Source organism: Jannaschia sp. 2305UL9-9, from assembly GCF_041403465.1.
Classification (GTDB): domain Bacteria; phylum Pseudomonadota; class Alphaproteobacteria; order Rhodobacterales; family Rhodobacteraceae; genus Jannaschia.
This window is the reverse complement of record NZ_JBGEHM010000001.1, coordinates 991,788-1,015,816: the sequence shown is the minus strand read 5'-3', so window position 1 is coordinate 1,015,816 and position 24,029 is coordinate 991,788. Positions and strand designations below refer to the sequence as shown.

Here is a 24,029-nt window from a genome sequence, read left to right as displayed (position 1 = left end):
TCGACCCAGGTATCGCCTCGGGCCGGGTTACGTGTCGCCGAATTGGCGCGCTCGCAGGGGGGTCGAGAGGATGCCCATGTCGAAGAAGCCCGAGTTTCGCCCGAATGATTTCGTTGTCTACCCCGCCCATGGAGTTGGTCAGATCATTGCCATTGAAAAGCAGGAAGTCGCCGGGCTGGAACTGGAAGTTTTCGTCATCACCTTCGTCAAGGACAAGATGAAGCTGAGCGTGCCGACCCACAAGGCGACGCATGTCGGCATGCGTTCCCTGTCCTCGCCCGAAGTGGTGTCGAAGGCGATGACCACGCTGAAGGGGAAGGCCCGCGTCAAGCGCGCGATGTGGTCGCGCCGCGCGCAGGAATACGAAGCCAAGATCAACTCCGGCGATCTGATCGCGATCGCGGAGGTCGTGCGCGACCTGCACCGCAACGACGAGCAGCGCGAGCAGTCCTATTCCGAGCGTCAGTTGTACGAAGCCGCGCTGGACCGCCTGACCCGTGAGCTGGCCGCCGTCAACAACATGGACGAGGATGGCGCGCTGAAGTCCGTCGACGCGATCCTGTCGGCACGTCCCGCCGCTGCCTGATCGAATGTGACGACTATTGCAGGGGCGTCCCATCGGGGGCGCCCCTTGTCGTTACAGCCACCAGGGATCGATTCGGGCAATATCATCGTCGGACCACCCGAAATGATGTGCAAACTCATGCACGGTCACATGGGTCACCAGTGCGCGCAGGTCGACATCCCCGCGGGCGGCCCATTCGTCCAGTATCGGGCGCCTGAACAACATCACCGTTGACGGTTGGTCCGGCGTGTCGAAGGATCGTTCTGTCAGGGGCACCCCTTCGTACAGACCGGTCAGGTCGTAGGCGTCATCCATCCCGAGATCGTCGAGGATATTGTCCGTCGGCCAGTCATCGACGATCAGGCGCACCTCGGCCGCCAGCCCCGCGAAGGGTGCGGGAAAGCTGGCGCGGGCCGCTTCCGCCCAATCGGTGATGGTCTCGATATCGGCGGGTAGGCTGTCTGGTGGCTTGGTCATGACAGGGTGCGTGCGCCAGCAGGCGTCATCAGCTCTGCCGTGATCCGGCGCGGGCCGGACGAGACCTCAATCCGAGCGTCCTGCATCAGGTCGCCGATGATGGCGGACAGGTCCGCGCTGTCGGGATGCTGCAACGTCAGTCTGGTCAACCGCATGCCCGTGTCCTCGAACTCGGGCGGTGGGCTGTCCCATTCGATCAGCGCGGGAAAGCAGCCGTCGAACGGCAGGATACCGTCATCGGGCACGGCCATGCGCCATCGAAAGGGCCCCCGTTCAAAGGACAGGGACCGACCGGCCTGTGGGTATTGCCGGATCAGGGCATCGAGATCATCGGTGCGCGCGATCCAGTTGCCGATACGCGGCGGGCCCGCGCGTCGATCAAGGTCGAACCAGCGGGGCCTGCCGGGCGGGGTGGCATCCGGGTCGATGGCGATCACCTCAAGATACTCGCCCGCGCCCAAACCCGACAGGCGGTTGTGCGTGGACATCAGGGCATGTTTCCCGCCGACACCCATGGTATGACCCGTTTGCGCCTCGACATGGGAGACGCCCTCGGCCAGCGTGGCCGCGGAAATTGCGAAATGATCGAAGGTTTGCATGGGCGCGGACGCTAGGCTGACGGAGCAGAAGGCGCAACTGCGCAAACGGTGCCTTGCCGCACGTGATGCGGCGCCGGACACCGCGCGTGCGGCGGCGGCCACGCGTCTGTTCGCGCGCCTGATGCATCTGAAGGGCCGGACGATCGCCGGCTATATTCCCATCGGGTCCGAAGCGGATCCATTGGCCACGATGCGCGCCCTGTCGTTCGACAACCGCATCTGTGTGCCCGTCGTGACGGCGAAGGGCGCGCCGCTGCGGTTCCGGGAATGGACGCCCGGTTGCGCCATGGAGGAAGGCCCGTTCCGTGTCCCGGTTCCGGTCGAAGGGGGCTGGCGTGTGCCTGATGTGGTGATCGTGCCGATGGTCGGGTTCGACCGTCATGGGGGGCGGCTGGGCTATGGCGGCGGATTCTATGATCGCACGTTGGCCGGGTTGAACGATTGCCTGATCGTCGGTCTGGCGCTGGAAGCGCAGCGCGTGGATCGCATACCACGGGAGGCGACGGATGTTGCCATCCCGTGGATCGTGACGGAGCGGGGGGTTTCGGGCGTGGGCGCGACGGTTTAGGCCAACAGACAATGCAGGAGGAGACCGCGATGACCCCATTCAACCGCTCGATCAAGATTGCCCCGTCCATCCTTGCGGCGGATTTTGCCAATTTTGGCGCGGAATGCGCGGCGGTCGAGGCGCAGGGCGCCGACTGGGTCCACGTCGATGTCATGGACGGTCATTTCGTTCCGAACATCAGTTTCGGCGCGACCACCTGTGCCGCCATCCGACCCCACATCAAGGGCACGATGGATGTGCACCTGATGATCTCGCCGGTCGACGCCTATATTGCGAACTTCGTGGATGCCGGTGCGGACATCCTCACCGCGCACCTTGAGGCTGGCCCCCATATCCATCGCACCCTGCAGGCGATCCGCGCGCATGGTGTCAAGGCGGGCGTGGCGCTGAACCCGGCCACCCCGGCCGAGGCATTGACCCACCTGCTGGACGATATCGATCTGATCTGCGTGATGACCGTCAATCCCGGCTTCGGCGGGCAGTCGTTCATCGCGAGTCAGGTCGAAAAGGTGCGAACCCTGCGCCGGATGCTGGGCGACCGCCCCGTGCATATCGAGATCGACGGCGGTGTCGATCCCACGACCGCGCCCCTCGTGGCCGCGGCGGGGGCCGATGTACTTGTCGCGGGGTCGGCTGTTTTCCGGGGGGGCAGCGTCTCGGAACCGGACGGATACGGGCGCAACATCGCCCGGATTCGCGCGGCCGCGGAGGCCGCGCGCGAGGCCGGCTGAACCGGCGTCATTCATGATGCGTCAGAACTGGATCGCTGCGCAATAGCGGGAGGCAGTGCTGTCCGCACCGCATTGCGTCGCATTCTCGGCCGCCGATTCGACAGGCAGCAGGCCGAGCGCAAGAAGGACGAACGTAAGGCAGAGTGCGGTGATCGCATAGCTGCGTCCGCCTGTGGTGATCGGCGTGGTTAGATTGCTCATCGGACATCCTGTGTTTGTCATGTTTCACATGGTGACCACGTTGCGTGGTGCCAGACAGCCGGGCGTTCCCCGGTGCTGTACGGTGCGCAAGGTATCGGCGACAGACACCAACAAAATGTTAAAGCGTCATTGCATATACGCAAATACTCCGGTTGAATTTTATTGAACCGCGCTGTTTGGCAAGCGCGCGCCCGCGCCGTCGGAGGCATAGATCAACTCCGATAGGGTCAGGACCTTAAGATATTCCCCTGCTTCGGTTTCCAGCCGACCGTTTCCCTGCAACGCCGCAACCACATGGGCCTGAAAGGCGTGAACGCTGTCCCCGGCGAAGCCCGGCCAATCCCTGGCGTCCAACAGGGTTTCGGTGTCCTGTTCCCCGCGTCGCCGCAGGCGGACGGCGCCATCACCGCTCAGGGTCAGTGTCGCGTCGGTGCCCTCCAGCAGGGCCTCGCCGAACGTGCGCCGGGTCTGGTCGGTGTCGAAATCGAGCAGGCGATTGCCGTCAAACATCGCGCGGCAACCGTTCGCGTAGTCGAAGACGAAGATGCCTGCATCCTCACCGCGAATGGCCGGGTTCAGGCGGCGCAGGTCAGCGTAGACGCCGTCCGGCGCGCCAAGCAGATAGAGAAACGTGTCGATGTAGTGAACGCCCGTTTCATGGATCAGAAAGCGCGGCATCGTCTGAAAGTAGGGTTGGCGTGCCAGATAGGCCTCCGGTCCCTGACCATCGCCGGTCCGCAATCGAAACGTCATGTTCAGGGGCGTTCCGATGCGACCCGCGTCCAGCGCGGTCTTCATTGCGCGAAACCAAGGCTGAAACCGGAAATTCTCATGCACGATCAGGGTTACACCCGCCGCCCGGGCCTCTGCCGTGACGGCGGCGGCCTCCTCGGGTGAGGTGCAGAACGGCTTTTGGCAGATGATCGCGCGCAGGGCACGGGGCAGGGCGGCGCGGATGGTGCGGGCATGTGTCGCCGGCGGTGTGGCGATGTCCAGAATATCAAGGTCGGCCGTCAACAACCCGTCGAGGTCGTGGTGGTCGCCCCCTTTCGCCGGATCCGCATCGGCGGTCGCGACGAGGGTGGCGCCGTCGATCCGCCCCCATGCCTCGCGGTGGAACTGCGCAAAGTAGCCAAGGCCCAGCAATCCGACGCGCAGGACGGACATCACAGCCGATCCATTACCGCGCGAGCGGCGCCCATCGTGTCGAGCGCCCCGCCAAGGTCGGCCGTCGTCTCGCCCGCGGCAAGGCAGGCGTCGACGGCGGTTTGCAATCGATGGGCGTCCGCCACCATTGCGGGCATGTCATTCCGGCGGCCCAGCCAGTCCAGCATCATGCCCGCCGAGAGAATCATCGCAAAGGGGTTGGCGATGCCTGCCCCCGCGATGTCCGGGGCGCTGCCGTGGCAGGGTTGGAACACGGCGTGATGCTCGCCGATATCGGCCGACGGGGCCATGCCGAGGCCGCCCATCAATCCCGCCCCGAGATCCGACAGGATGTCACCGAACATGTTTTCGGTCACCATGACGTCCCAATCCCACGGGTTCTGCACCATGTAGAGGGCCATGGCATCGACGTAGGCGTGGTCTGCCTTCAGATCGGGATAGCCTTTGGCGACGCCATCGAAGATGTCCCGCCAGAAGGCGAAGGCGCGGAACACGTTGGCCTTGTCGACCGAAGTCACGCGGCCGGGCAATCCGCCGGCATGGCGGGCCATCGCAAGATCGAAGGTGAATTCGCAGACCTTCTGCGTCGTCTTGCGGGTCAGGCGCAGCGTTTCCTCGGCCATGTCGTCGGTCACATGGCCTTTGCCCTGTGTATGAAACAGCCCCTCGGTCGATTCGCGCACGAGGACGAAGTCGATGATCTTGCCTTCGGGGATCTTCAGCGGCGTGCGCATGCCGGGCACGACGCGCACGGGCCTGACCCCGGCATACAGGTCGAGCGCGATGCGAATGTCGATCTGCGGGGTCATTTCCGTGCCATCCGCGAACCGCACAGCCGGATCTCCGAGGGCCGACAGCAGGATCGCATCCGCACGCCGCGCGGCATTCAGCGACGTTTCCGGCAGGTCGCTGCCGCAATCGAGGTAACTGGCCGCGCCCGCCGGGCAATCGGTCCATGCAAAGTCGTAGGATGACGACATGCCTGACAGAAGCTCCAGCGTCGGGGCCATGATCTCCGGTCCTATGCCATCGCCATGAAACACTGCTACGTCAAAAGTCTTGGACATTCCGGCCCCCGTTGGTCAGTCTGAATAATGAATACGTTAACATATGCAGGAGTGCCAGCATGTTCGCAGTCGTCGTCACGATCACGGTGCAGGAGGGGCAAATGCCCGCCTTTCTGCCCGCCATGATGGAGAACGCCCGCGCCTCGCTGGCGGAACCGGCCTGCAACCGGTTCGATGTCTGCACCGATCCCGCCCGGCCGACCGAAGTATTCCTGTATGAACTGTACGATGACGAGGCGGGGTTCGACGCCCACCGCGAAACGGCACATTACAAGGCCTTTGATGCGATTGCCGCGCCGCTGATTGCCACGAAGGACGTGCGGACCTACGCGCAGGTCGCCGGATGAGCGAGTGGGAGGTGTTCGCCATCCGCTATGCGGAGCGGAACGCGCGCACCCGGGCCGACAGTTTCGTCTTCGACGATCACCGGGCCGACGCGCACGACATGGATTATTTCATGTGGCTTTTGCGCAGTGACGATCGCAAGATCCTTGTCGACACCGGATACGATGCGGCAGAGGCCGCAGCCCGTGATCGACCGATTCTGATCGATCCTCGCGCGGCCCTCGCGCCATTCGGCCTGACCCCCGATGATATCGACACGGTGATCGTCACCCATCTGCACTACGATCACGCCGGGGGATTGCACCTGTTTCCGAATGCACAGCTGCACCTGCAAGCGGCAGAGATGGCGTATGCGACCGGTCCCTGCATGTGTCATGACGTGCTGCGGATGCCGTTTACGGGCGATCATGTCTGTACGGCGGTCAAGGCCCTCTATCAGGGACGGCTGACGTTTCATCAGGGTGATGGGCAGGTCGCCGAGGGCATCACGGTCCATTGCATCGGTGGTCATTCCAAGGGGCTGCAGGCCGTGCGTGTCCGAACCGGGGCAGGGTGGCTGTGCCTCGCCTCGGATGCGGCCCACTACTACGAAAATTATCTGGCCGCGAAACCGTTTCCGATCGTTGCGGACGTTGCCGAGATGCTGAACGGATTTGCCCGCATCCAATCGCTGGCATCCCGACCGGAGCTCGTGGTGCCCGGCCACGACCCCCTCGTGCGCAGCCTGTTCCCCCACGAGGGCGGTGCCGTGTGGCGCCTGTCGTCCGGGCCGACCGAAAAGCTGCCGACCTATTGAGGGGATCATCGGGGATGCTTCTACGGGTTAATACGTAGATCGGGCGCCAAGTCCTAAAGTTTCCGCTAACGATTGCAGAAAGACGGAAAATTGCCCTAGTCTCACGAGGTCAAAATCGGTAAGGAAACCTTACCACACGGCCCTGGGAGGGGCCGAGGCGCGGGGCAAACCCCGCCAAACGGTTCAAATAGGGAGGGACCATATTCATGAAACTCAAGGCTATTGCACTCGCATCGGTCGCGGCTTTCTCGACGACCGGCGTTCAGGCGCAGGAATTCTTCGAGATGACCTCGGGCTTTGCCAAGAACCTGCCGCTTCTGGGTACGGGCGCCGTCGATTTCGTCGAAAAGATCAACTCCATCTCCACCGAAGTCGAGTTCGAGCAGTTCGATCCCGGCGAACTGGTCCCGACCCTCGAAGCGCTGGACGCCGTGTCCTCGGGGTCCGTCGATGCCGCATGGACGACGTCCGGTTACTGGCAGGGCAAGATCCCGGCCGCCTCGCTTTTCGCGGCGGTGCCGTTCGGCCCCGAGACGGGCGAATTCCTCGGCTGGATGCTGTATGATGACGGCGGCGCGCTGTTCGAGCGGATGTATATCGAAGCCGGCTACAACGTGCACGCGATGCCCTGTGGCATCACTGCACCCGAAACCTCCGGCTGGTTCAAGGAGGAGATCACCTCCCTCGATCAGCTTCAGGGCCTCAACATGCGCTTCTTCGGCCTTGGCGCCGAGGTGATGCAGCGGATGGGCGTGTCGACGTCGCTGCTGGCGGGTGGCGATATCTTCCCGGCGCTGGAGCGGGGCGCGATCGACGCGACCGAATTCTCCATGCCGCGGGTGGATGCGCGTCTGGGCTTCTACAACATCGCCAAGTTCAACTACTTCCCCGGATGGCACCAGCCCGCCACCATCTATGAGCTGATGGTCAACAAGGATCGCTGGGACGACCTGGACGAGATCGCGCAGAACCAGATCACCATGGCCTGCACCGCGAACCTTGCCACGATGTATGCCGAAGGCGAGGCGACCAACTATCAGGCGATGATCGACAACGTCGAGAACCAGGGCGTGGAGATCAAGCAGTGGCCGTCCGAGTTCCTCGACGCCTTCGAGGAGCAGTGGAACGAGGTTGCCCTCGAACTGGCCGCCGAGGACGCCTTCTTCAAGGAAGTCTGGGACGACCTGTCCGAGTACCGTGCCAACTACAAGGTGTGGGGCGACTCGATCTACCTTCCGCGTCCGCGCAACTGATCAGACGACCACCGGCCCGTGTCCGATCGTGGCACGGGCCCTGACGACACGACAGTTCATCTGTCCCCGCCGCCCCCGTTTCACGGGGCGGCGGACTCAGACCACGCGGACGCCACTGGCGGCCGGACCACCCCAGACGCCCATGCAGAGGGCGTAGTCGCGTAGCCGGAGGGCTCGATGCAGGAACCCCACAAGAACGAACATTCCGACGAATACGTCGAGGCGACGGAGGATACCGTCCTTGTTGCCATTTCCGACCCCGGCGAGGTCGGCAAGGAAATGCACAACCGCGGGGATCGGGCGATCATCCAGATCTCCAACGTCTTCGCGTGGTTGTTCCCGATCCTGATGATCGCGATCTGCAGTCAGGTCATCCTGCGCGGTCTCGGCAACAACCAGGCGTGGCTCGACGATCTGCAATGGTGGCTGTACGGCGCGGCCGTCCTGGTCGGTGTCGGCTATGCCGTGACGACGAACAGCCATGTGCGCGTCGACATCTTCTATGACAACTACCCGGCGCCCAAGCAGCGCAAGATCGACATCTTTGCCCTGGTCTGGCTGTTCATGCCGTTCGTCATCCTGTGCTGGGACGTCACTTTGACCTATGCCCTGGCGTCCATCGCCGCGCGCGAAGGGTCGGACAGCCCGAACGGCCTGCACAATCTCTACCTGCTCAAGACCTTCATGAACGTCAGCTTCCTGTTCATCGCGGCGGCGACATGGTTCGCCTATGTCCGCATGCTGTCGCAGATCACGCGTCCGCTGTGGTGGCGCAAGCTGCTCTATGCGTTTCCGTCCATCGCCTTCATCGTGAACCTTGCGATCTACTACGCGGCACTTGGCATCGTGCTCCTGACGTCCGAGGCGGGCACGACCGCACGGCAGGCCAGCCGCCATTGGTTCTTCGATACCTTCGATATCGGCCCGGAGGAGATGAAGATCACCGTCGCCGCGGCCCTTTTCGCAACCGTCATCATCATCGCCATCGCCTATGTCCTGCGCGATAAGTCCGAGGACGCCGCCTGATGTTCATCCTGTCCGCCATCAACGAGATCATGACCCTGAACGAACTGGTCGTTCTGATCATGTTCCTGACCTTCATCTGGATGCTGTTCCGCGGTGTGCCCGTGGCCATGGCGCTGGTCGGTGTGTCCCTGATCTTCGCGCTGTTCGCCGAGATCTTCCTCGACCCGTTCCGCGGCGCGTTTCGCGATGTGATCGAGTTCGACCGCACCGGCATCGACTATCAGAAGCTGTCGGTCCTGTCGGGCCGCCTGTTCGGAAATATCGTCAAGAACCCCGTTCTCGTCGCCCTGCCGATGTTCATCTACATGGGCCTGATGCTGGATCAGTCGGGCGTGGCACAGCGCATGATGCACGCCATGCAGAAGCTGTTCGGCGGCCTGCGCGGTGGCCTGTCGCTGACCGTGATGCTGATCGGGATCATCCTTGCCGCATCGACCGGCGTGATCGGCGCATCGGTCACCCTGCTGGGTGTCATGGCCCTGCCGGCAATGATGAAGCAGAACTACTCCAAGCCCATGGCGACCGGCACGATCGCGTCGGCGGGAACGCTGGGCATCCTGATCCCGCCGTCGATCATGCTGGTGATCATGTCCGACCAGTTGGCGATCAGCCTCGGGGACCTGTTCATGGGGGCCTTGTTCCCAGGCCTGATCCTTGGTGCGCTCTATATCGGGTTCATCGTGATCTATGGCATCATCAGCCCCGGTTCGATGCCGCCGCCCGAAAAGTCCGGCGAAGTCGGCTGGCCGGTGGTGAAGGAAGTGCTGTTGGCCGTCGTGCCGCCCATGTTCCTGATCCTGCTTGTTCTGGGCTCCATCTTTGCGGGTGTCGCGACGCCGACCGAAGCGTCGGGCCTCGGCGCCCTCGGCGCCACGGCGCTGGCCTTCATGAACGGCAAGCTGTCCCTGACGGTCGTCAAGGAAGTCGGCCGCTCGACCCTGAACACCGCAGGGTACATCGTGGGCATCTTCCTTGCCGCCAACTTCTTCGCGCTGGTCCTGCGGCGCTATGGCGGGGACGAGATCGTCCAGAATCACGTCCTTGGCGCCTTCGACAATCCTTACATGATCGTCGTGTTCATCCTGTTCATCGTCTTCCTGCTCGGCTTCCTGCTGGACTGGATCGAGATCACGATCATCATCATGCCCTTGATGCTGCCGATCATCCTCGGTCTGGAACTCGCCGTTCCGGGATTTGGCCAGGTGCAGGATCCGTCCGTCGTCTGGTTCGCCATTCTGGTTGCGGTGACGCTTCAGACGTCATTCCTGACGCCACCGGTCGGATTTGCGCTGTTCTACCTCAAGGGCGTGTGCCCGCCGGGGGTGACGCTGGGCCATATCTATCAGGGCGTCATTCCCTTCGTGCTGTTGCAGCTGACCGGTCTGGCCATCGTGTTCTGGTTCCCGGCGTTGACGACCTGGCTTCCGTCGGTGGCCTACGGCAACTGACGCAGACGTGAGGGCAGGCGGCTGTTTGCCGCTTGCGACGGGGTGACACGGTTGGCATCCGCTGCGGCGGGTGCCATCTGGTGTCCACGTCCCATGCCTTCCGGAGTTCGCACGATGCGCAACCTTCTCGCTGCTACGGCCCTTGCCGTTTTTTCCACCGCCACGTTGACGGCACCCATCTGGGCCGAGCGGGCAGGTGATCTCGAGATTTCCAAGACGATGCTGCGCGCAACCCCGCCGGGCGCGCCGGTTGCCGGTGGCTATGTCATGATCGAGAACACCGGCGCGACCGACGATACCCTCGTATCCGCGAGCATCGATCTTGAAACGGTCGGTCGGGTCGAACTGCATGAGATGCGGATGGCCGATGGCGTGATGTCCATGTCCGAAGTCGACGGCGGCATCGCCATCCCGGCCGGTGAAACCGTCGTTCTGCAACCGGGCGGTCTGCACCTGATGCTGATGGGCCTGACCGGGCCGCTCGTGCCCGGCGAGACGCATCAGGTCACCCTGACTTTCGCACAGTCGGGCGAGGTGACGATGGATTTCCCTGTGATGACCCTTGGTGATGTTCGTGACGCCTTCGAAGGGGCGGGCGCGATGGATCATGGGGGCCACGGCGAAGATCATGGCGACGGCCATACGGCCGACGCGCATTCCGGGCACGGGGACTGAACCCATGAAGCGCCGTGGTCTGACGATCGCCTTCGCCCTCGGTGTGGCCGTCCTCGCGCTTGGCGCGGGGGTGGCCCTGCGGCAGGTGATGGACAACCGGACGCCTGCCGTCGTGGGCACGCAACTGGGTGAGCCGTTCACGCTTGTCGATCAGAACGGCGCCCCGATCACCGAGGCGGCCTTCACCGGGCGGCCATCGCTGTTGTTCTTCGGATTTACCCATTGTCCCGAGATCTGTCCGACGACGGTCTATGACATCGAGACGTGGTTGTCCGATCTGGATGTGGGGCCGGATGACATCGGCGGATATTTCGTCACGATCGATCCGGAGCGGGACACACCCGAATTCCTGCGCGACTACCTGGAGCCGCAGACCGATCGCGTCATCGGCATCACCGGAGAGCCGGAAGCCGTGCGGGACATGGCGAAATCCTGGCGCGTGTATTTTCAACGGCGAGAGTTGGGCGACGGCGACTATACCATGGACCACTATGCCTCGGTCTTCGTTCTGAACGATGCGGGCGAAGTGGTCGATCTGATCCCCTATGGATCGAACCCGGAAGAGGCCAAGGCCAAGATCCGCGCCGTTCTCGGCTGATCCGGCGGGGCTGTAACGGGCCCATGGTACGCGATGGGGCATGCCCTCGGACGCAGACCCGCCGGGGCGGTGAACCGAGTCTTTCGCGCCACAGTCTTCGCGTCTCCGACCGCATGTTCCTGCCGTCCCGCGCGCCCCTGATTGCAAAGGGTGGCGCGATGGTGGGCGACGCGCTATTGCAAAAGGCAGACCCGGAAAACCGGGCGGGCAGATACAGGCAGTGTAATGACAGAGATAGCGCATGGCGCGGTCATCGTCCTTCCGGGCGAGGCCATTCTTTCAAGATGGTGGCGGACCCTCGACAAGGTCGTCCTGTTCGCGGTGGTCCTGTTGTTCGCCATTGGCATCCTGTTGGGGCTTGCCGCATCGGTGCCGCTGGCCGAACGCAACGGTCTGGCTCCGTTCCACTACGTTCAAAGGCAGGCCGTCTTCGGGACCCTCGCATTCGTCGTGATGCTGGTGGTGTCGATGATGTCTCCGCAACTGGTCCGTCGCCTCGGTGTCGTCGGTTTCGTCGCGGCGGCGGTGGCGGTGATGATGCTGCCCCTGCTCGGCACCGATTTCGGCAAGGGCGCGACGCGGTGGTATTCGCTCGGCTTCGCCTCGGTTCAGCCGTCCGAGTTCCTCAAACCCGTCTTCGTCATCGTCAGTGCGTGGCTGATGGCCGCCTCGACGGAGCCGGGCGGACCACATGGCAAGACCATCAGTTTCGCGATCCTGACGATCATCATCGGCTTTCTGGCGATGCAGCCCGACTTCGGTCAGGCGATGCTGACCGTGGTCGCATGGTCATCGGTCTATTTCGTTGCCGGCGCGCCGATCATCCTTCTCACGGCTGTCATCGGCGCGGTCGGGTTGGTCGGCCTGGTGGCCTACAACAACTCCGAACACTTTGCCCGCCGGATCGATGGCTTTCTGAACCCCGAAGTCGATCCGCGCACGCAGATGGGGTATGCCATCGACGCGATCCGCGAAGGGGGCTTTTTCGGAACGGGCGTGAACGAGGGGCGGGTCAAATGGACCCTTCCGGACGCGCATACCGATTTCATCATCGCCGTGGCCGCAGAAGAATACGGGATGATCATGGTGCTGTGTATCATCGCCCTGTTCGCGGTCATCACGATGCGGTCGCTGTTGCGCCTGTGCGTTGAACGGGACGTGTTCATCCGCCTTGCCGGCACCGGCCTGACCGTCCTGTTGGCTAGTCAGGCGTTCATCAACCTCGGTGTTGCGGTGCGCATCCTGCCTGCCAAGGGCATGACCCTTCCATTCGTCAGCTACGGCGGCTCCTCCCTCATCGCGATGGGTCTCCTGATGGGGTGCCTGTTGTGTTTCACCCGCGCCCGTCCACAGGCCGAGATCGGGGACCACCTTCTATCCAACGGGTTCCGATGACCGCACCTTTGATCGTGATCGCCGCCGGGGGCACCGGCGGCCATATGTTTCCCGCCCAGTCGCTGGCCGAGGAAATGCTGGCCCGTGGCTGGCGGGTGAAGCTGTCGACCGACGATCGCGGGGCACGCTATGCCGGCGGTTTTCCCGAGGATGTCGAGATCGAGGTCATCCCGTCTGCCACCTTCGCGCGTGGCGGGCTGGCGGCCAAGGCGATGGTGCCGGTCAAGCTGTCTGCCGGGGTGTTTCGCGCGATGCGTGCGTTCCGGTCGGACCGTCCCACCCTTGTCGCGGGTTTCGGTGGTTATCCGTCGATCCCGGCGCTGGCCGCGGCGACCTTGATGAAGCTGCCCCGCATCATTCACGAACAGAACGGCGTGCCCGGTCGCGTGAACGAGGTGTTCGCCACCCGCGTCGATGCCTTCGCCTGCGGAACATGGCCGGCAACCCTGCCGAAAGGCGTCGAGGGCGCGCATACCGGCAATCCCGTTCGCGCATCCGTCCTGTCCCGCGCGGCCGCCCCCTATATCCCGCCCGGCGACTACCCGATGTCCGTTCTGGTCATCGGCGGAAGTCAGGGCGCCCGCATCCTGTCGGATACCGTGCCCGAAGCCCTGTCGCGTCTGCCCGAGGCGATCCGCGGTCAGCTGCGCGTCGCCCATCAGGCGCGGTCCGAGGATCATGACCGGGTCACGGCCTTCTACGATGCCGCGGGCATCACGGCCGAGGTGGCGCCCTTTTTCGACGACGTGCCGAACCGCATGGCGGATGCGCAGCTGGTGATCAGCCGCTCCGGCGCCTCCACGGTCGCCGACTTGTCCGTCATCGGCCGGCCCGCGATCCTGATCCCCTATGCGGTCGCGGCGGGCGACCATCAGACGGTGAACGCCCGTGGCCTGACCGAAGCCGGCGCCGCCATCATGATACCCGAGCGTCGGCTGACGCCGGAGACCCTGGCCGAGCAGGCCACCACGATCCTGTCCAACCCGCAGGGCGCGGCCCAGATGGCACGGGCGGCCCTGTCCGTTGCCGTTCCGGACGCCGCAAGCCGCCTTGCCGACCTTGTCCAATACGTGAGCCAGACCAGATGAACGCCACCAAGCTGCCCCAGCAAATGGGCCCCATCCATTTCGTCGGCATCGGCGGCATCGGCATGTCCGGCATCGCCGAGGTGCTGATCTCGCACGGCTATACCGTGCAGGGATCGGACGCGAAGACGTCGAAGATCACGGATCGCCTCGCCCGGCTCGGGGCGCGTATCTTCGAGGGGCAGCGGGCCGAAAACCTGCAGGAGGCAGAGGTCGTCGTCATTTCCTCGGCCATCAAGCCGGGCAATCCGGAACTGGACGCCGCCCGTGCGCAGGGCCTGCCAGTGGTGCGGCGGGCCGAGATGCTGGCCGAGCTGATGCGGATGAAGTCCAACGTCGCCGTCGCGGGCACCCATGGCAAGACCACGACGACAACGATGGTCGCGGCCTTGCTGGATGCGGGCGAACTGGACCCGACGGTGATCAACGGCGGGATCATCCATGCCTACGGATCCAACGCCCGCATGGGGAACGGCGAATGGATGGTGGTCGAGGCCGACGAATCCGACGGCACGTTCAACCGCCTGCCGGCCACCGTTGCCATCGTCACCAACATCGACCCCGAGCATATGGAGCATTGGGGCACGATCGAGAACCTGCGGCGCGGCTTCGACGACTTCATCTCGAACATCCCGTTTTACGGGTTGGCCATCTGCTGCACCGACCATCCGGAGGTTCGCGCGCTGGTCGGTCGTGTCACTGACCGGCGCATCGTGACCTTCGGCTTCAACGCGCAGGCGGACGTGCGGGCTGTGAACCTGCGCTATGAGGGCGGTATCGCGCATTTCGACATCCAGTTGCAGGCAGAGGATGCGGTGATCGAGGGTTGTCGTCTTCCCATGCCGGGGGATCACAACGTCTCGAACGCGCTGTCCGCCGTTGCGGTGGCACGAGAGCTGGGCGTCCCGAAGGGCGTCATCCGCGATGGCCTTGCCGCCTTTGGTGGCGTCAACCGGCGGTTCACGAAGGTCGGCGAATGGAACGGTGTTCCGATCATCGACGACTATGGCCACCATCCGGTCGAGATCGCCGCCGTGCTCAAGGCCGCGCGACAGTCCATCGGCGACACGGGCCGCGTGATCGCCGTGCACCAACCGCACCGTTTTTCCCGCCTGCATTCCTTGTTCGACGACTTCTGCGGCTGTTTCAACGACGCTGATGTCGTGGGGATCGCGGATATCTTCGCGGCGGGCGAAGCCCCGATCGAGGGCGCGGGGCGCGACGATCTGGTCGCCGGTCTGATCCGGTTCGGCCACCGCCATGCGCGCGCGGTGACCGATGAAGACGATCTCGTGCGTCTGGTGCGCGAACAGGCGCGTGAGGGCGACATCGTCGTCTGCCTTGGCGCAGGCACGATTTCGGCCTGGGCCAACGCCTTGCCCGACCGTCTGAATGGCTGAGGGCGGCCGGGGCGCTGCCCCGGACCCCGAGGTATCTTCGGCCAGAGGAAGACAGCCATCGCCCTGATCGCCCTCTGCCTTTGGGTCGTGGTCGCGTGGATCGCGATGGTCAGCCTGTCGTCGCGCCAAAGCTGGCCCGCCGCCTATGTCCTGATCGCGGCAGGACTGCCGATCGTGATCGGGCTCGGTGCCACGATGGGATGGCCTTGGGCAATGCTCGGGGTGATGACGATGGCCGCCGTTCTGCGCTGGCCGCTTCGATATCTATGGCGATGGGTTGCCCGCGTGCTTTGGAAAAGCGGCGCCGAATAGTCGCTGAACCGCGGCGCGTGACCTGCGCCCTTGATCAGGGAATGCATCTGCGGCGCGGGGGCGGTCTTGGTTTTGGCGGCTGCGCGCGACGGTGGCCGGGCCGGGCGCCTGCCTCTTGCCCCTTTGCGCGCAAACTCCTACTCCACGGCCATGACCTATCCCCCTACTCGTGGTGCCCTGACTGAAAACCGGCCCTTGTCCGATCTGACGTGGTTGCGCGTTGGCGGGCCTGCGGATGCGCTGTTGCAGCCTGCGGACCGGGAGGATCTGAGCGCCTTTCTTGGCGCGCTGGATCCGGGTGTCGATGTCTTTCCTATGGGTGTCGGGTCTAACCTGATCGTGCGCGATGGGGGGCTGCGCGCCGTCGTCGTCCGGCTTGGGCGCGCATTCAACGGGATCGAGGTCGATGGCGACCTTGTGCATGCGGGGGCGGCGGCGCTGGATGCCCATGTCGCGCGCAAGGCGGCGGCGGCCGGGCGCGACCTGACGTTCTTTCGGACCATTCCGGGTGCGATCGGCGGCGCGGTTGCAATGAACGCCGGATGCTACGGCAGCTATGTCGCGGATCACCTGATCGAGGTCGAGGCCGTGTTGCGCGACGGATCAATCGTGACCCTGCCTGCGGCCGACCTGAAGCTGGCCTATCGCAGCAGCGATCTGCCTCAAGGGGCCATCGTCACGCGCGCGACGTTCCGCGCGGAGGCGGGCGATCCGGAGGCGTTGGAGGCGCGGATGGCCGACCAGTTGGCCAAGCGCGACGCCACGCAGCCCACCAAGGACCGCAGCGCCGGCAGCACGTTCCGCAACCCGGCGGGCCATTCGTCGACCGGGCGGGCCGATGATGTCCATGACCTGAAGGCGTGGAAGGTCATCGATGATGCGGGCATGCGTGGCGCCATGCGGGGCGGGGCGATCATGTCGCCCAAGCATTCGAATTTTCTGGTCAATCAGGGGGGCGCCACTGCCGCAGATCTGGAAGGATTGGGCGAAGAGGTGCGGAAAAGGGTATACGAGGCGAGCGGAATATCGCTAATATGGGAAATCAAGCGGGTCGGTGAACCCGCGCTTTCTTCGTAAGGCCCGTCAGAGGCCGGTCCCGCACAGGGACGCGAAGCTATAATAATAACAGGCCGAGGCGTAAAAAGCGTCCGGCGAGGCGCAGGATTTTGGGTATGTCGGGCAGGACACCCACGCATGTTGCCGTCCTTATGGGCGGCCCGTCTTCGGAACGCGAGGTCTCGCTTTCGACAGCATTCGGCTGTGCCGAGGCGCTGCGCGGCGAAGGCTATCGCGTGACAGAACTGGATGCCGGGCCGGACGTGGTCGCGGATTTGCGGGCCATCGGCGCGGATGTGGTGTTCAACGCGCTGCACGGTCGCTGGGGCGAGGACGGGTGTATCCAGGGCCTGCTGGAATGGCTGCGGATGCCCTATACGCATTCGGGCGTGCTGGCCTCGGCCACGGCGATGGACAAGGCGCGGTCGAAGGATGTCTTCGCGGCTGCGGGCCTGCCCATCGTGGAAAGCCGGATCGTCCCCAAAGCCCACGCGATGGCGGATCACGTCCTGCCGACGCCCTATGTCATCAAGCCGAACAACGAAGGCTCCTCCGTCGGGATCTACATCGTCGAGGCGGGGGCCAACCGCCCGCCGGTCTTGGCAGATACGATGCCTGAAACGGTCATGGTCGAAACCTATGCGCCGGGACGGGAACTGACCTGCACCGTTCTGGGCGAGGCCGCCCTGACGGTGACGGAGATCGTGACAGATGGCTGGTACGACTACGATGCGAAATACGCCGAAGGGGGGTCGTCCCATGTCGTTCCCGCCGAGGTGCCCGCCGAGATCTTCAGGGCCTGTCAGGACTATGCCCTGCGGGCGCATCGCGCGCTTGGTTGCCGCAGCATCAGTCGCACGGATTTCCGGTGGGACGCGGAGCGTGGTCTCGATGGTCTGATCCTGCTGGAAACCAACACCCAGCCCGGCATGACGCCCACGTCCCTGACGCCGGAACAGGCGCAGCATGCGGGGATCACCTTCGGTCAGCTTTGCGCACGTCTGGTGGAGGACGCGTCATGCGACCGATGAACAGCGGGACACAGATGCCGTTGCGTCCCGATCCGGCACCTTCGAAGTGGGATTACCGCTTGCAGCGGCTGTGGCTGACGCCTCTGTTCCGGGCGTTGATCCGCACGGGCATCCCGTCCTTCGGGTTCGTGTTCCTGTTCACGTGGTATATCAACGATCCTGCGCGGCAGATCGCGATCGTCGACACATGGAACGGGATGATCAGCGCCGTGCAGGACCGGCCCGAGTTCATGGTGGGACTGCTGCGGATCGAGGGCGCCTCCGACCAGTTGCGTCAGGACATTCAGGAGGCGCTGCCTGTCGATCTGCCGCTGTCGCAGTTCGTTCTGGACCTCGATGCGCTGCGGCAGGCCCTCGAAGGGCTGGACCCGGTGGAACGTGCCGAAGTGCGGGTCAAGTCGGGCGGTGTCCTGCTGTTGAAGATCACCGAACGGCGGCCCGCGGTCGCATGGGTGACGGCGGACGGCATCCGCGTGCTGGACGCGACCGGGCATCATGTTGCGCGTCTGACCGATATCGGCAAGGCGGGCGCCTTGCCTCTGATCTCGGGTGAAGGGGCCGATGCGCATGTGGATCAGGCGCTAGCCCTGTTCGAGGCGGCGGCCCCGGTCACGGACCGGCTGGTCGGCCTGACACGCGTGGGCAACCGCCGCTGGGATGTGATGCTGACCGGCGGGCAGCGCATCATGCTGCCCGAAGGGGCACCCGCCGCCGCACTGGACCGCGCGCTGGCGCTGCATGCGGCCAAGGACGTGCTGTCGCGGGATGTGTCGGTCGTCGACCTGCGGATCGGTGACCGTCCGACCCTGCGCCTGTCCCGCGATGCGCGGATCGAATTGAAGAGACTCCAAGATCTTGAACGCCTGAGCTATGCCACGGAGGCCGAATGAGCCGCTTGTTCCACGCCCAACGCGCCATGCGGCGCAAACGTCAGGCCGCGCTGCAACGCGGAGTGATCGCCATTCTGGACGTCGGTTCCTACAAGACGGCCTGTCTGGTGTTGCGGTTCGAGGAGAACACGCCGCAGGGTGAGGGCGTCGGCCACATGGCCGGTCAGTCCAACTTCCGCGTGATCGGTGCGACGACGACGCGGTCGCGCGGCATCCACATGGGCGAAGTCGACAGCATGCCCGAAACGGAGCGGGCGATCCGCACCGCCGTTCAGGGTGCGCAGAAGATGGCCAATGTCCGGGTCGATCACGTCATTGCATGCTTTTCCGGCGGGCGTCCGGGCAGCTTTGGCCTGTCCGGTGAAGTCATGCTGGAAACCGGGCCCTGTTCGGTTCAGGACGTGGGCCGCGTTCTGGCCTCCGTCGACACGCCCGACCTTGGGGCAGGGCGCGAGGTGCTGCACGCGCAGCCCGTCAATTTCGGCATCGACCACCGCACGACCCTGCGCGATCCGCGTGGCCAGACCGGAGAGATGCTGCGCGCGGACATGCACCTGTTGTCGGTCGATGCCCATGCCGTCGAAAGCCTGCTGACCTGTGTGCACAACTGCGATCTGGAACTGGCGGGGCTGGCCTCCGCGCCCTATGCGGCCGCGACCTCGGCCCTGGTCGAGGATGAAAAGGAACTGGGCGCGGCCTGCATCGACATGGGCGGCGGGACCACCGGCATCTCGATTTTCATGCGCAAACACATGGTTTTCGCCGATACGGTGCGGATGGGCGGCGATCATGTGACGTCGGACATCAGCCAGGGCCTGCGCATACCCGCGCAGACCGCCGAGATGATCAAGACGCGCTATGGCGGCGTCGTCGCCACGGGCATGGACGACCGCGAGATGATCGCCCTGGAGGCAGACACCGGCGACTGGCACCACGACCGTCGATCGGCCACGCGTACCGAACTGATCGGCATTATTCGGCCGAGGGTCGAGGAAATCCTCGAAGAGGTGCGCGCCCGCCTCGATGCCGCCGGTTTCAGCGACCTGCCGTCGCAGCGGATCGTTCTGACGGGCGGTGCGTCGCAGATACCGGGGTTGGATGCCCTCGCGGGGCGTATTCTGGGCAATCAGGTCAGACTTGGGCGGCCTTTGCGCGTTCAGGGCCTGCCCGAGGCGGCCAAGGGCCCGGCTTTTGCCGCCTGCGTCGGTCTGTGCATGCAGGGCGCGGAACCACAGGACGAATTCTGGGACTTCGAGGCCGTGCCGGAGCGTACCCATGGCGCACCACTTCGCCGCGCCGTGCGCTGGTTTAGGGACAATTGGTGATACGATTCGTTTTTTGGGTGACGGACTCGCGATGCTTCGCTAAAGTAAGGCAGAATTAAGGCGGCGTAGACCGCGTGAACGAAGACCAAGGGCCTGAGGCAGGGCCGAATCACAGGTGGACAGCAGATGACATTGAACCTCTCCATGCCCGGCGGCAGCACTGAGCTGGACCTGCGGCCCCGTATCACCGTGTTCGGTGTCGGCGGTGCGGGCGGCAACGCCGTCAACAACATGATCCAGAAGGACCTTGAAGGGGTCGAGTTCGTGGTCGCGAACACCGACGCCCAGGCCCTTGCGCAGAACCACAGCCAGGCCCGCATCCAGTTGGGCGTTCGCGTGACCGAAGGGCTTGGCGCAGGCGCGCGGCCCCAGATCGGCGCATCCGCGGCCGAGGAAACGATCGAGGAGATCGTCGATCGCCTTGCCGGCGCGCACATGTGCTTCATCACCGCCGGCATGGGCGGCGGCACCGGCACCGGCGCGGCCCCGATCATCGCACAGGCCGCGCGCGAGCTTGGCATCCTGACCGTTGGTGTCGTGACCAAGCCGTTCCAGTTCGAAGGCTCCAAGCGGATGCGTCAGGCCGAGGAGGGCGTCGAGGCCTTGCAGAAGGTCGTCGACACGCTGATCATCATTCCGAACCAGAACCTGTTCCGTCTGGCCAACGAAAAGACCACCTTCACCGAGGCGTTCTCGCTTGCTGACGACGTGCTTTACCAAGGCGTCAAGGGTGTGACCGACCTGATGGTCCGTCCGGGCATGATCAACCTCGACTTCGCCGACGTCCGGTCGGTGATGGACGAGATGGGTAAGGCCATGATGGGTACCGGCGAGGGAGAGGGCGAGGACCGTGCCGTCGAAGCCGCCGAGAAGGCCATTGCCAACCCGCTGCTAGACGAGCTGTCGCTGAAGGGCGCCAAGGGCGTTCTGATCAACATCACCGGTGGTTACGACCTGACCCTGTTCGAGATGGACGAAGCCGCCAACCGCATCCGTCAGGAAGTGGACGAGGATGCCAACATCATCGTCGGATCCACTCTCGATCCGTCGATGGAAGGTGTCATGCGCGTCTCCGTCGTCGCAACCGGCATCGATGCGCGCCAGTCGGGCGAGATGCCCGCGCCGCGTCGTCGTCTGTCCGAGGTGCAGGCCCCGGTCGAGACGCAGAATGCCGCCGCCGCACGCAAGCCCGAGGCGGCCTCTACCCCCGCGGCCCCGTTGCCGTTGACCGCCGCCGTCGCACCGGCCCCGGCGCCGGAAGCCACCCCGGAAGAGCCTGCCGAGCCGAGCTTCTTCGATGCGGCCACGGTTGCCGAGGCCGAGGAAGAATACGCCGCCGATGACTTCTTCGGTCATCGCGAAGCGCCGACCGCCAAGGACGACCTGCCGCCACCGGCCTATACCCCTGCGCCCGTGTCGCAGCCGGTTGCCGCCGCCGAGCCGTCGCAGGCGACGTTTACCGCCCCGCGTCCAAGCGCCGTGTCGCCCGAGGCGATGGAGCGTCTGCGCAGTGCTGCAACCCGTGGTGAGCGTCGGGATGTCCCGACCGCGCCTTCGGCCCCCCGCGGTGGTTCGGCCGCAGGCGATCAGCACGCCGCGCGGTTTGGTATCGGATCGTTGATCAACCGCATGACCGGCACCGCCGACACGGCGCCCGCTGCACCGCAGGCTCCGGCTGCCCCGTCACGTCCGGCCCTGCAGGCAGAGCCCGAGGAAGAGCGGATCGAGATCCCCGCCTTCCTGCGCCGTCAGGCCAACTGACCTGCGTCAGCGCCACATTCAAGACGAGACGCGGCGGCCATTCGGTCGCCGCGTTTCGTTTCAAATGCCGTGATCCAGGCTGTTTCTGCCTGAACGTGACGTAGCGGCACAATCACGAACCTTTCGGCCCGACTTCGATTCGGCAGGGTTCCCGCCGGCGTAACCCGTTACATTCGTGACAGTTTCGTGTGGTCGCGCGGGCATCGGCGCTTTTCCGCCACCCCTTCGCGGAACCTGTTTCAGCACGTAACCATGGTTGAATTGTGTCGAAACCGCTCTGTCCATATCTCCATCCTCGAAGCCGTGCCCTGTGGCGCGGAATGGAAGGATCGACGTCATGCAAACCACGGTCAAATCCGCTATCCGCCTCTCCGGTGTGGGTCTCCACTCGGGTGAGCCTGCGCGCCTGTCGATCCAACCTGCCAGCGCGCATCATGGTATCTGGTTCCGTCGCACGGACGTGGCCGAGAATGCCATGATCCCCGCGCGGCATTCGAATGTTCAGACATCGCCCTTGTGCACCTTGCTGGTGAACGAAGCAGGTGTGTCCGTGTCGACGGTCGAGCATGTCATGGCGGCCCTGGCCGGCTGTGGCGTTCTGAATGCGACGATCGAGCTGGATGGCCCCGAGGTTCCGATCCTCGACGGGTCGGCTGCTGATTTCGTGCGGGCGATCCTGAAGGTCGGTGTCCGTCAACTGAATGCCCCGGTCCACGTGATCGAAGTGCTGCGCCGCGTGCAGGTGGAAGACGGGGACCGCATCGCGATGCTGGAGCCCGCCGCCGAACTGGAGATCGATTTCGCCATCGATTTCACGGATGCGGCCATCGGCCAGCAGCGCAAGGTTTTGCGTCTGTCCAACGGTACCTTCGTCCGCGAATTGTGTGACAGCCGCACCTTCTGCCGCCAGCAGGACGTGGATGCGATGCACGCCGCCGGCAAGGCGCTTGGCGGGTCGCTGGCGAATGCGGTCGTCGTCGATGGCGACCGGATCATGAACCCCGGCGGTTTGCGTCACCGGGACGAGGCGGTGCGCCACAAGATGCTGGACGCCCTTGGTGATCTGGCCTTGGCGGGCGCGCCGATCCTTGGGCGCTACACCGGGTTGCGGTCGGGCCACGCGATGACCAACAAGCTGCTGCATGCGTTGTTTGCAGACCCTCTGGCCTATCGCATTCGCACGCTGACGGCGGCCGAATGCCGCGTCCTGCCGGGCGCCGGTCTGGAAAAGGATTCCTTCGCGCATCTGTGAGGGATTTGAATGGGCCGCAGGCGCTTCACACCCGGCGCGACGCTGCGTATAAGTGCGGCAAGTCCGAACGGATGACTGGGGCAAGGGTGGTATCGATGACAGGTCGCAAAGCTGGGCGCATAGCCAGGCCATTGATCGCGTTGACGGTCGCCGGGATTCTGGCCGCCTGTGGCAGCGATGATGAAATCGCCTTGGAGGATACCGCGCCCGAGACGATCTTTCAGCGTGCGGAGCGGGAACTGGCCCGTGGCGATGCCGATGACGCGGCGCGGCTTTTCTCGGAGGTGGAGCGTCTCTATCCGTTTTCGGAATGGGCGCGTCGTGGCCTGATCATGCAGGCCTTCGCCTATCATCAGGACAAGGATTACGAGAACGCGCGCGCCTCGGCACAGCGGTTCATCGACTTCTATCCCGCGGACGAAGACGCCGCCTATGCGCAATATCTGCTGGCGCTGTCCTACTACGATCAGATCGATCAGGTGGGCCGGGATCAGGGCCTGACGTTTCAGGCGTTGCAAAGCCTGCGCACGGTGATCGAGCGCTATCCGGACAGCGAATATGCCCGCTCTTCCATCCTCAAGTTCGACCTTGCTTTCGATCACCTCGCGTCGAAGGAGATGGAGATCGGGCGCTACTACCTCAAGCGCAAGCACTATCCTGCGGCGATCAATCGCTTTCGCGCCGTGGTCGAAGAGTTCCAGACGACGACCCATACGCCCGAAGCCCTCCTGCGCCTGGTCGAGGCCTATCTGGCCCTTGGCCTGACGGACGAGGCGCAAACGGCGGGGGCGATCCTTGGCTACAACTTCCAGGGCTCGCCGTTCTATGATGATGCGTTCCGTCAGTTGACGGGGCAGGGCCTTGCGCCGGAGGCAGCCGGCTCCGGCTGGCTCAAGTCGATCTACGACCGGACATTGCGCGGTCGCTGGCTGTGATACCTTGGCGCGGCGGGGCGGGGCCACGCGCGCGCGGGATTGATTGACGGGGCCGGGGCAGACCTCCGCCT

General features: G+C 64.5%; 26 protein-coding genes. 21 read left to right on the top strand and 5 right to left on the bottom strand.

All coding sequences use genetic code 11. From position 1 onward, the window contains the following. Positions 1-70: 70 nt before the first annotated feature. Entirely contained in the window at positions 71-586 is a 516-nt protein-coding gene (locus tag V6N07_RS04965) for a CarD family transcriptional regulator (protein WP_371154493.1), read from the top strand. A gap of 51 nt (positions 587-637) precedes the next feature. On the opposite strand, the gene V6N07_RS04960 is transcribed toward V6N07_RS04965, so the two are convergent. Beyond that, positions 638-1,042, bottom strand: a complete 405-nt coding sequence (locus V6N07_RS04960; RefSeq protein ID WP_371154492.1) for a metallopeptidase family protein — start codon at positions 1,040-1,042, stop codon at positions 638-640. Continuing rightward, complete coding sequence (locus V6N07_RS04955; RefSeq protein ID WP_371154491.1) at positions 1,039-1,641, bottom strand: VOC family protein; 603 nt, start codon at positions 1,639-1,641, stop codon at positions 1,039-1,041. The genes V6N07_RS04960 and V6N07_RS04955 overlap by 4 nt, the downstream gene beginning before the upstream one ends. Between V6N07_RS04955 and V6N07_RS04950 the strand changes: the two genes are divergently transcribed. Together V6N07_RS04950 and rpe are read left to right on the top strand one after the other, a co-directional pair. Continuing rightward, positions 1,640-2,209, top strand: a complete 570-nt coding sequence (locus tag V6N07_RS04950) for a 5-formyltetrahydrofolate cyclo-ligase (protein ID WP_371154490.1) — start codon at positions 1,640-1,642, stop codon at positions 2,207-2,209. The genes V6N07_RS04955 and V6N07_RS04950 overlap by 2 nt on opposite strands. 29 nt (positions 2,210-2,238) lie before the next feature. Next, positions 2,239-2,940, top strand: coding sequence for a ribulose-phosphate 3-epimerase (rpe, locus tag V6N07_RS04945; RefSeq protein ID WP_371154488.1), 702 nt, complete (start codon positions 2,239-2,241; stop codon positions 2,938-2,940). 21 nt (positions 2,941-2,961) lie between these two features. Here rpe and V6N07_RS04940 read toward each other — a convergent pair whose 3' ends face one another. The 3 genes from V6N07_RS04940 to V6N07_RS04930 form a co-directional block, all read right to left on the bottom strand. Next, a complete protein-coding gene (locus tag V6N07_RS04940) occupies positions 2,962-3,141 on the bottom strand; it encodes a hypothetical protein (RefSeq protein ID WP_371154487.1) in 180 nt (59 codons plus the stop codon). Between the two features lie 159 nt (positions 3,142-3,300). Continuing rightward, positions 3,301-4,308, bottom strand: coding sequence for a Gfo/Idh/MocA family protein (locus V6N07_RS04935; protein WP_371154486.1), 1,008 nt, complete (start codon positions 4,306-4,308; stop codon positions 3,301-3,303). After that, positions 4,308-5,375: an isocitrate/isopropylmalate dehydrogenase family protein gene (locus tag V6N07_RS04930; RefSeq protein WP_371154484.1), complete on the bottom strand. Its 1,068-nt coding sequence runs from the start codon at positions 5,373-5,375 to the stop codon at positions 4,308-4,310. Before V6N07_RS04930 ends, V6N07_RS04935 begins: the two co-directional genes overlap by 1 nt. A 59-nt stretch (positions 5,376-5,434) precedes the next feature. Between V6N07_RS04930 and V6N07_RS04925 the strand changes: the two genes are divergently transcribed. The 18 genes from V6N07_RS04925 (at position 5,435) to V6N07_RS04840 (ending at position 23,958) form a co-directional block, all read left to right on the top strand. Then, positions 5,435-5,722, top strand: coding sequence for a putative quinol monooxygenase (locus tag V6N07_RS04925; RefSeq protein ID WP_371154482.1), 288 nt, complete (start codon positions 5,435-5,437; stop codon positions 5,720-5,722). Continuing rightward, a complete protein-coding gene (locus V6N07_RS04920) occupies positions 5,719-6,516 on the top strand; it encodes an N-acyl homoserine lactonase family protein (protein ID WP_371154481.1) in 798 nt (265 codons plus the stop codon). Before V6N07_RS04925 ends, V6N07_RS04920 begins: the two co-directional genes overlap by 4 nt. Before the next feature lie 206 nt (positions 6,517-6,722). Further along, entirely contained in the window at positions 6,723-7,769 is a 1,047-nt protein-coding gene (locus V6N07_RS04915; RefSeq protein ID WP_371154480.1) for a TRAP transporter substrate-binding protein, read from the top strand. Between the two features lie 177 nt (positions 7,770-7,946). After that, complete coding sequence (locus tag V6N07_RS04910) at positions 7,947-8,795, top strand: TRAP transporter small permease subunit (RefSeq protein ID WP_371154478.1); 849 nt, start codon at positions 7,947-7,949, stop codon at positions 8,793-8,795. Further along, positions 8,795-10,243, top strand: coding sequence for a TRAP transporter large permease subunit (locus V6N07_RS04905; RefSeq protein WP_371154477.1), 1,449 nt, complete (start codon positions 8,795-8,797; stop codon positions 10,241-10,243). The genes V6N07_RS04910 and V6N07_RS04905 overlap by 1 nt, the downstream gene beginning before the upstream one ends. A gap of 114 nt (positions 10,244-10,357) precedes the next feature. After that, positions 10,358-10,918, top strand: a complete 561-nt coding sequence (locus V6N07_RS04900; RefSeq protein ID WP_371154475.1) for a copper chaperone PCu(A)C — start codon at positions 10,358-10,360, stop codon at positions 10,916-10,918. Between the two features lie 4 nt (positions 10,919-10,922). Further along, a complete protein-coding gene (locus tag V6N07_RS04895) occupies positions 10,923-11,516 on the top strand; it encodes an SCO family protein (RefSeq protein WP_371154473.1) in 594 nt (197 codons plus the stop codon). A 225-nt stretch (positions 11,517-11,741) separates the two neighbouring features. Beyond that, a complete protein-coding gene (locus V6N07_RS04890; protein ID WP_371154471.1) occupies positions 11,742-12,911 on the top strand; it encodes an FtsW/RodA/SpoVE family cell cycle protein in 1,170 nt (389 codons plus the stop codon). Then, positions 12,908-13,999: an undecaprenyldiphospho-muramoylpentapeptide beta-N-acetylglucosaminyltransferase gene (gene murG, locus V6N07_RS04885; protein WP_371154469.1), complete on the top strand. Its 1,092-nt coding sequence runs from the start codon at positions 12,908-12,910 to the stop codon at positions 13,997-13,999. The genes V6N07_RS04890 and murG overlap by 4 nt, the downstream gene beginning before the upstream one ends. Next, positions 13,996-15,396 (top strand): UDP-N-acetylmuramate--L-alanine ligase, encoded by a 1,401-nt coding sequence (gene murC / locus V6N07_RS04880; RefSeq protein WP_371154468.1) that lies wholly within the window; start codon positions 13,996-13,998, stop codon positions 15,394-15,396. The genes murG and murC overlap by 4 nt, the downstream gene beginning before the upstream one ends. A 33-nt stretch (positions 15,397-15,429) precedes the next feature. Further along, positions 15,430-15,708: a DUF2484 family protein gene (locus V6N07_RS04875; protein ID WP_371155388.1), complete on the top strand. Its 279-nt coding sequence runs from the start codon at positions 15,430-15,432 to the stop codon at positions 15,706-15,708. Positions 15,709-15,858: 150 nt separating this feature from the next. Beyond that, complete coding sequence (murB, locus tag V6N07_RS04870; RefSeq protein ID WP_371154467.1) at positions 15,859-16,785, top strand: UDP-N-acetylmuramate dehydrogenase; 927 nt, start codon at positions 15,859-15,861, stop codon at positions 16,783-16,785. Between the two features lie 95 nt (positions 16,786-16,880). Continuing rightward, positions 16,881-17,795: a D-alanine--D-alanine ligase gene (locus V6N07_RS04865; RefSeq protein ID WP_371154465.1), complete on the top strand. Its 915-nt coding sequence runs from the start codon at positions 16,881-16,883 to the stop codon at positions 17,793-17,795. A gap of 14 nt (positions 17,796-17,809) precedes the next feature. Further along, a complete protein-coding gene (locus tag V6N07_RS04860; RefSeq protein WP_371154464.1) occupies positions 17,810-18,685 on the top strand; it encodes a cell division protein FtsQ/DivIB in 876 nt (291 codons plus the stop codon). Further along, positions 18,682-20,010 carry a cell division protein FtsA gene (gene ftsA / locus V6N07_RS04855; protein WP_371154463.1) on the top strand — a complete coding sequence of 443 codons (1,329 nt, stop codon included), beginning with the start codon at positions 18,682-18,684 and terminating at the stop codon, positions 20,008-20,010. Before V6N07_RS04860 ends, ftsA begins: the two co-directional genes overlap by 4 nt. 126 nt (positions 20,011-20,136) lie before the next feature. Then, complete coding sequence (ftsZ, locus tag V6N07_RS04850; protein ID WP_371154462.1) at positions 20,137-21,771, top strand: cell division protein FtsZ; 1,635 nt, start codon at positions 20,137-20,139, stop codon at positions 21,769-21,771. Between the two features lie 337 nt (positions 21,772-22,108). Next, positions 22,109-23,023, top strand: coding sequence for a UDP-3-O-acyl-N-acetylglucosamine deacetylase (gene lpxC, locus V6N07_RS04845; protein WP_371154460.1), 915 nt, complete (start codon positions 22,109-22,111; stop codon positions 23,021-23,023). Between the two features lie 95 nt (positions 23,024-23,118). After that, the gene (locus tag V6N07_RS04840) at positions 23,119-23,958 is read left to right on the top strand and encodes an outer membrane protein assembly factor BamD (RefSeq protein ID WP_371154458.1); all 840 of its coding nucleotides are present in this window, start codon (positions 23,119-23,121) and stop codon (positions 23,956-23,958) included. Positions 23,959-24,029: the final 71 nt, after the last annotated feature.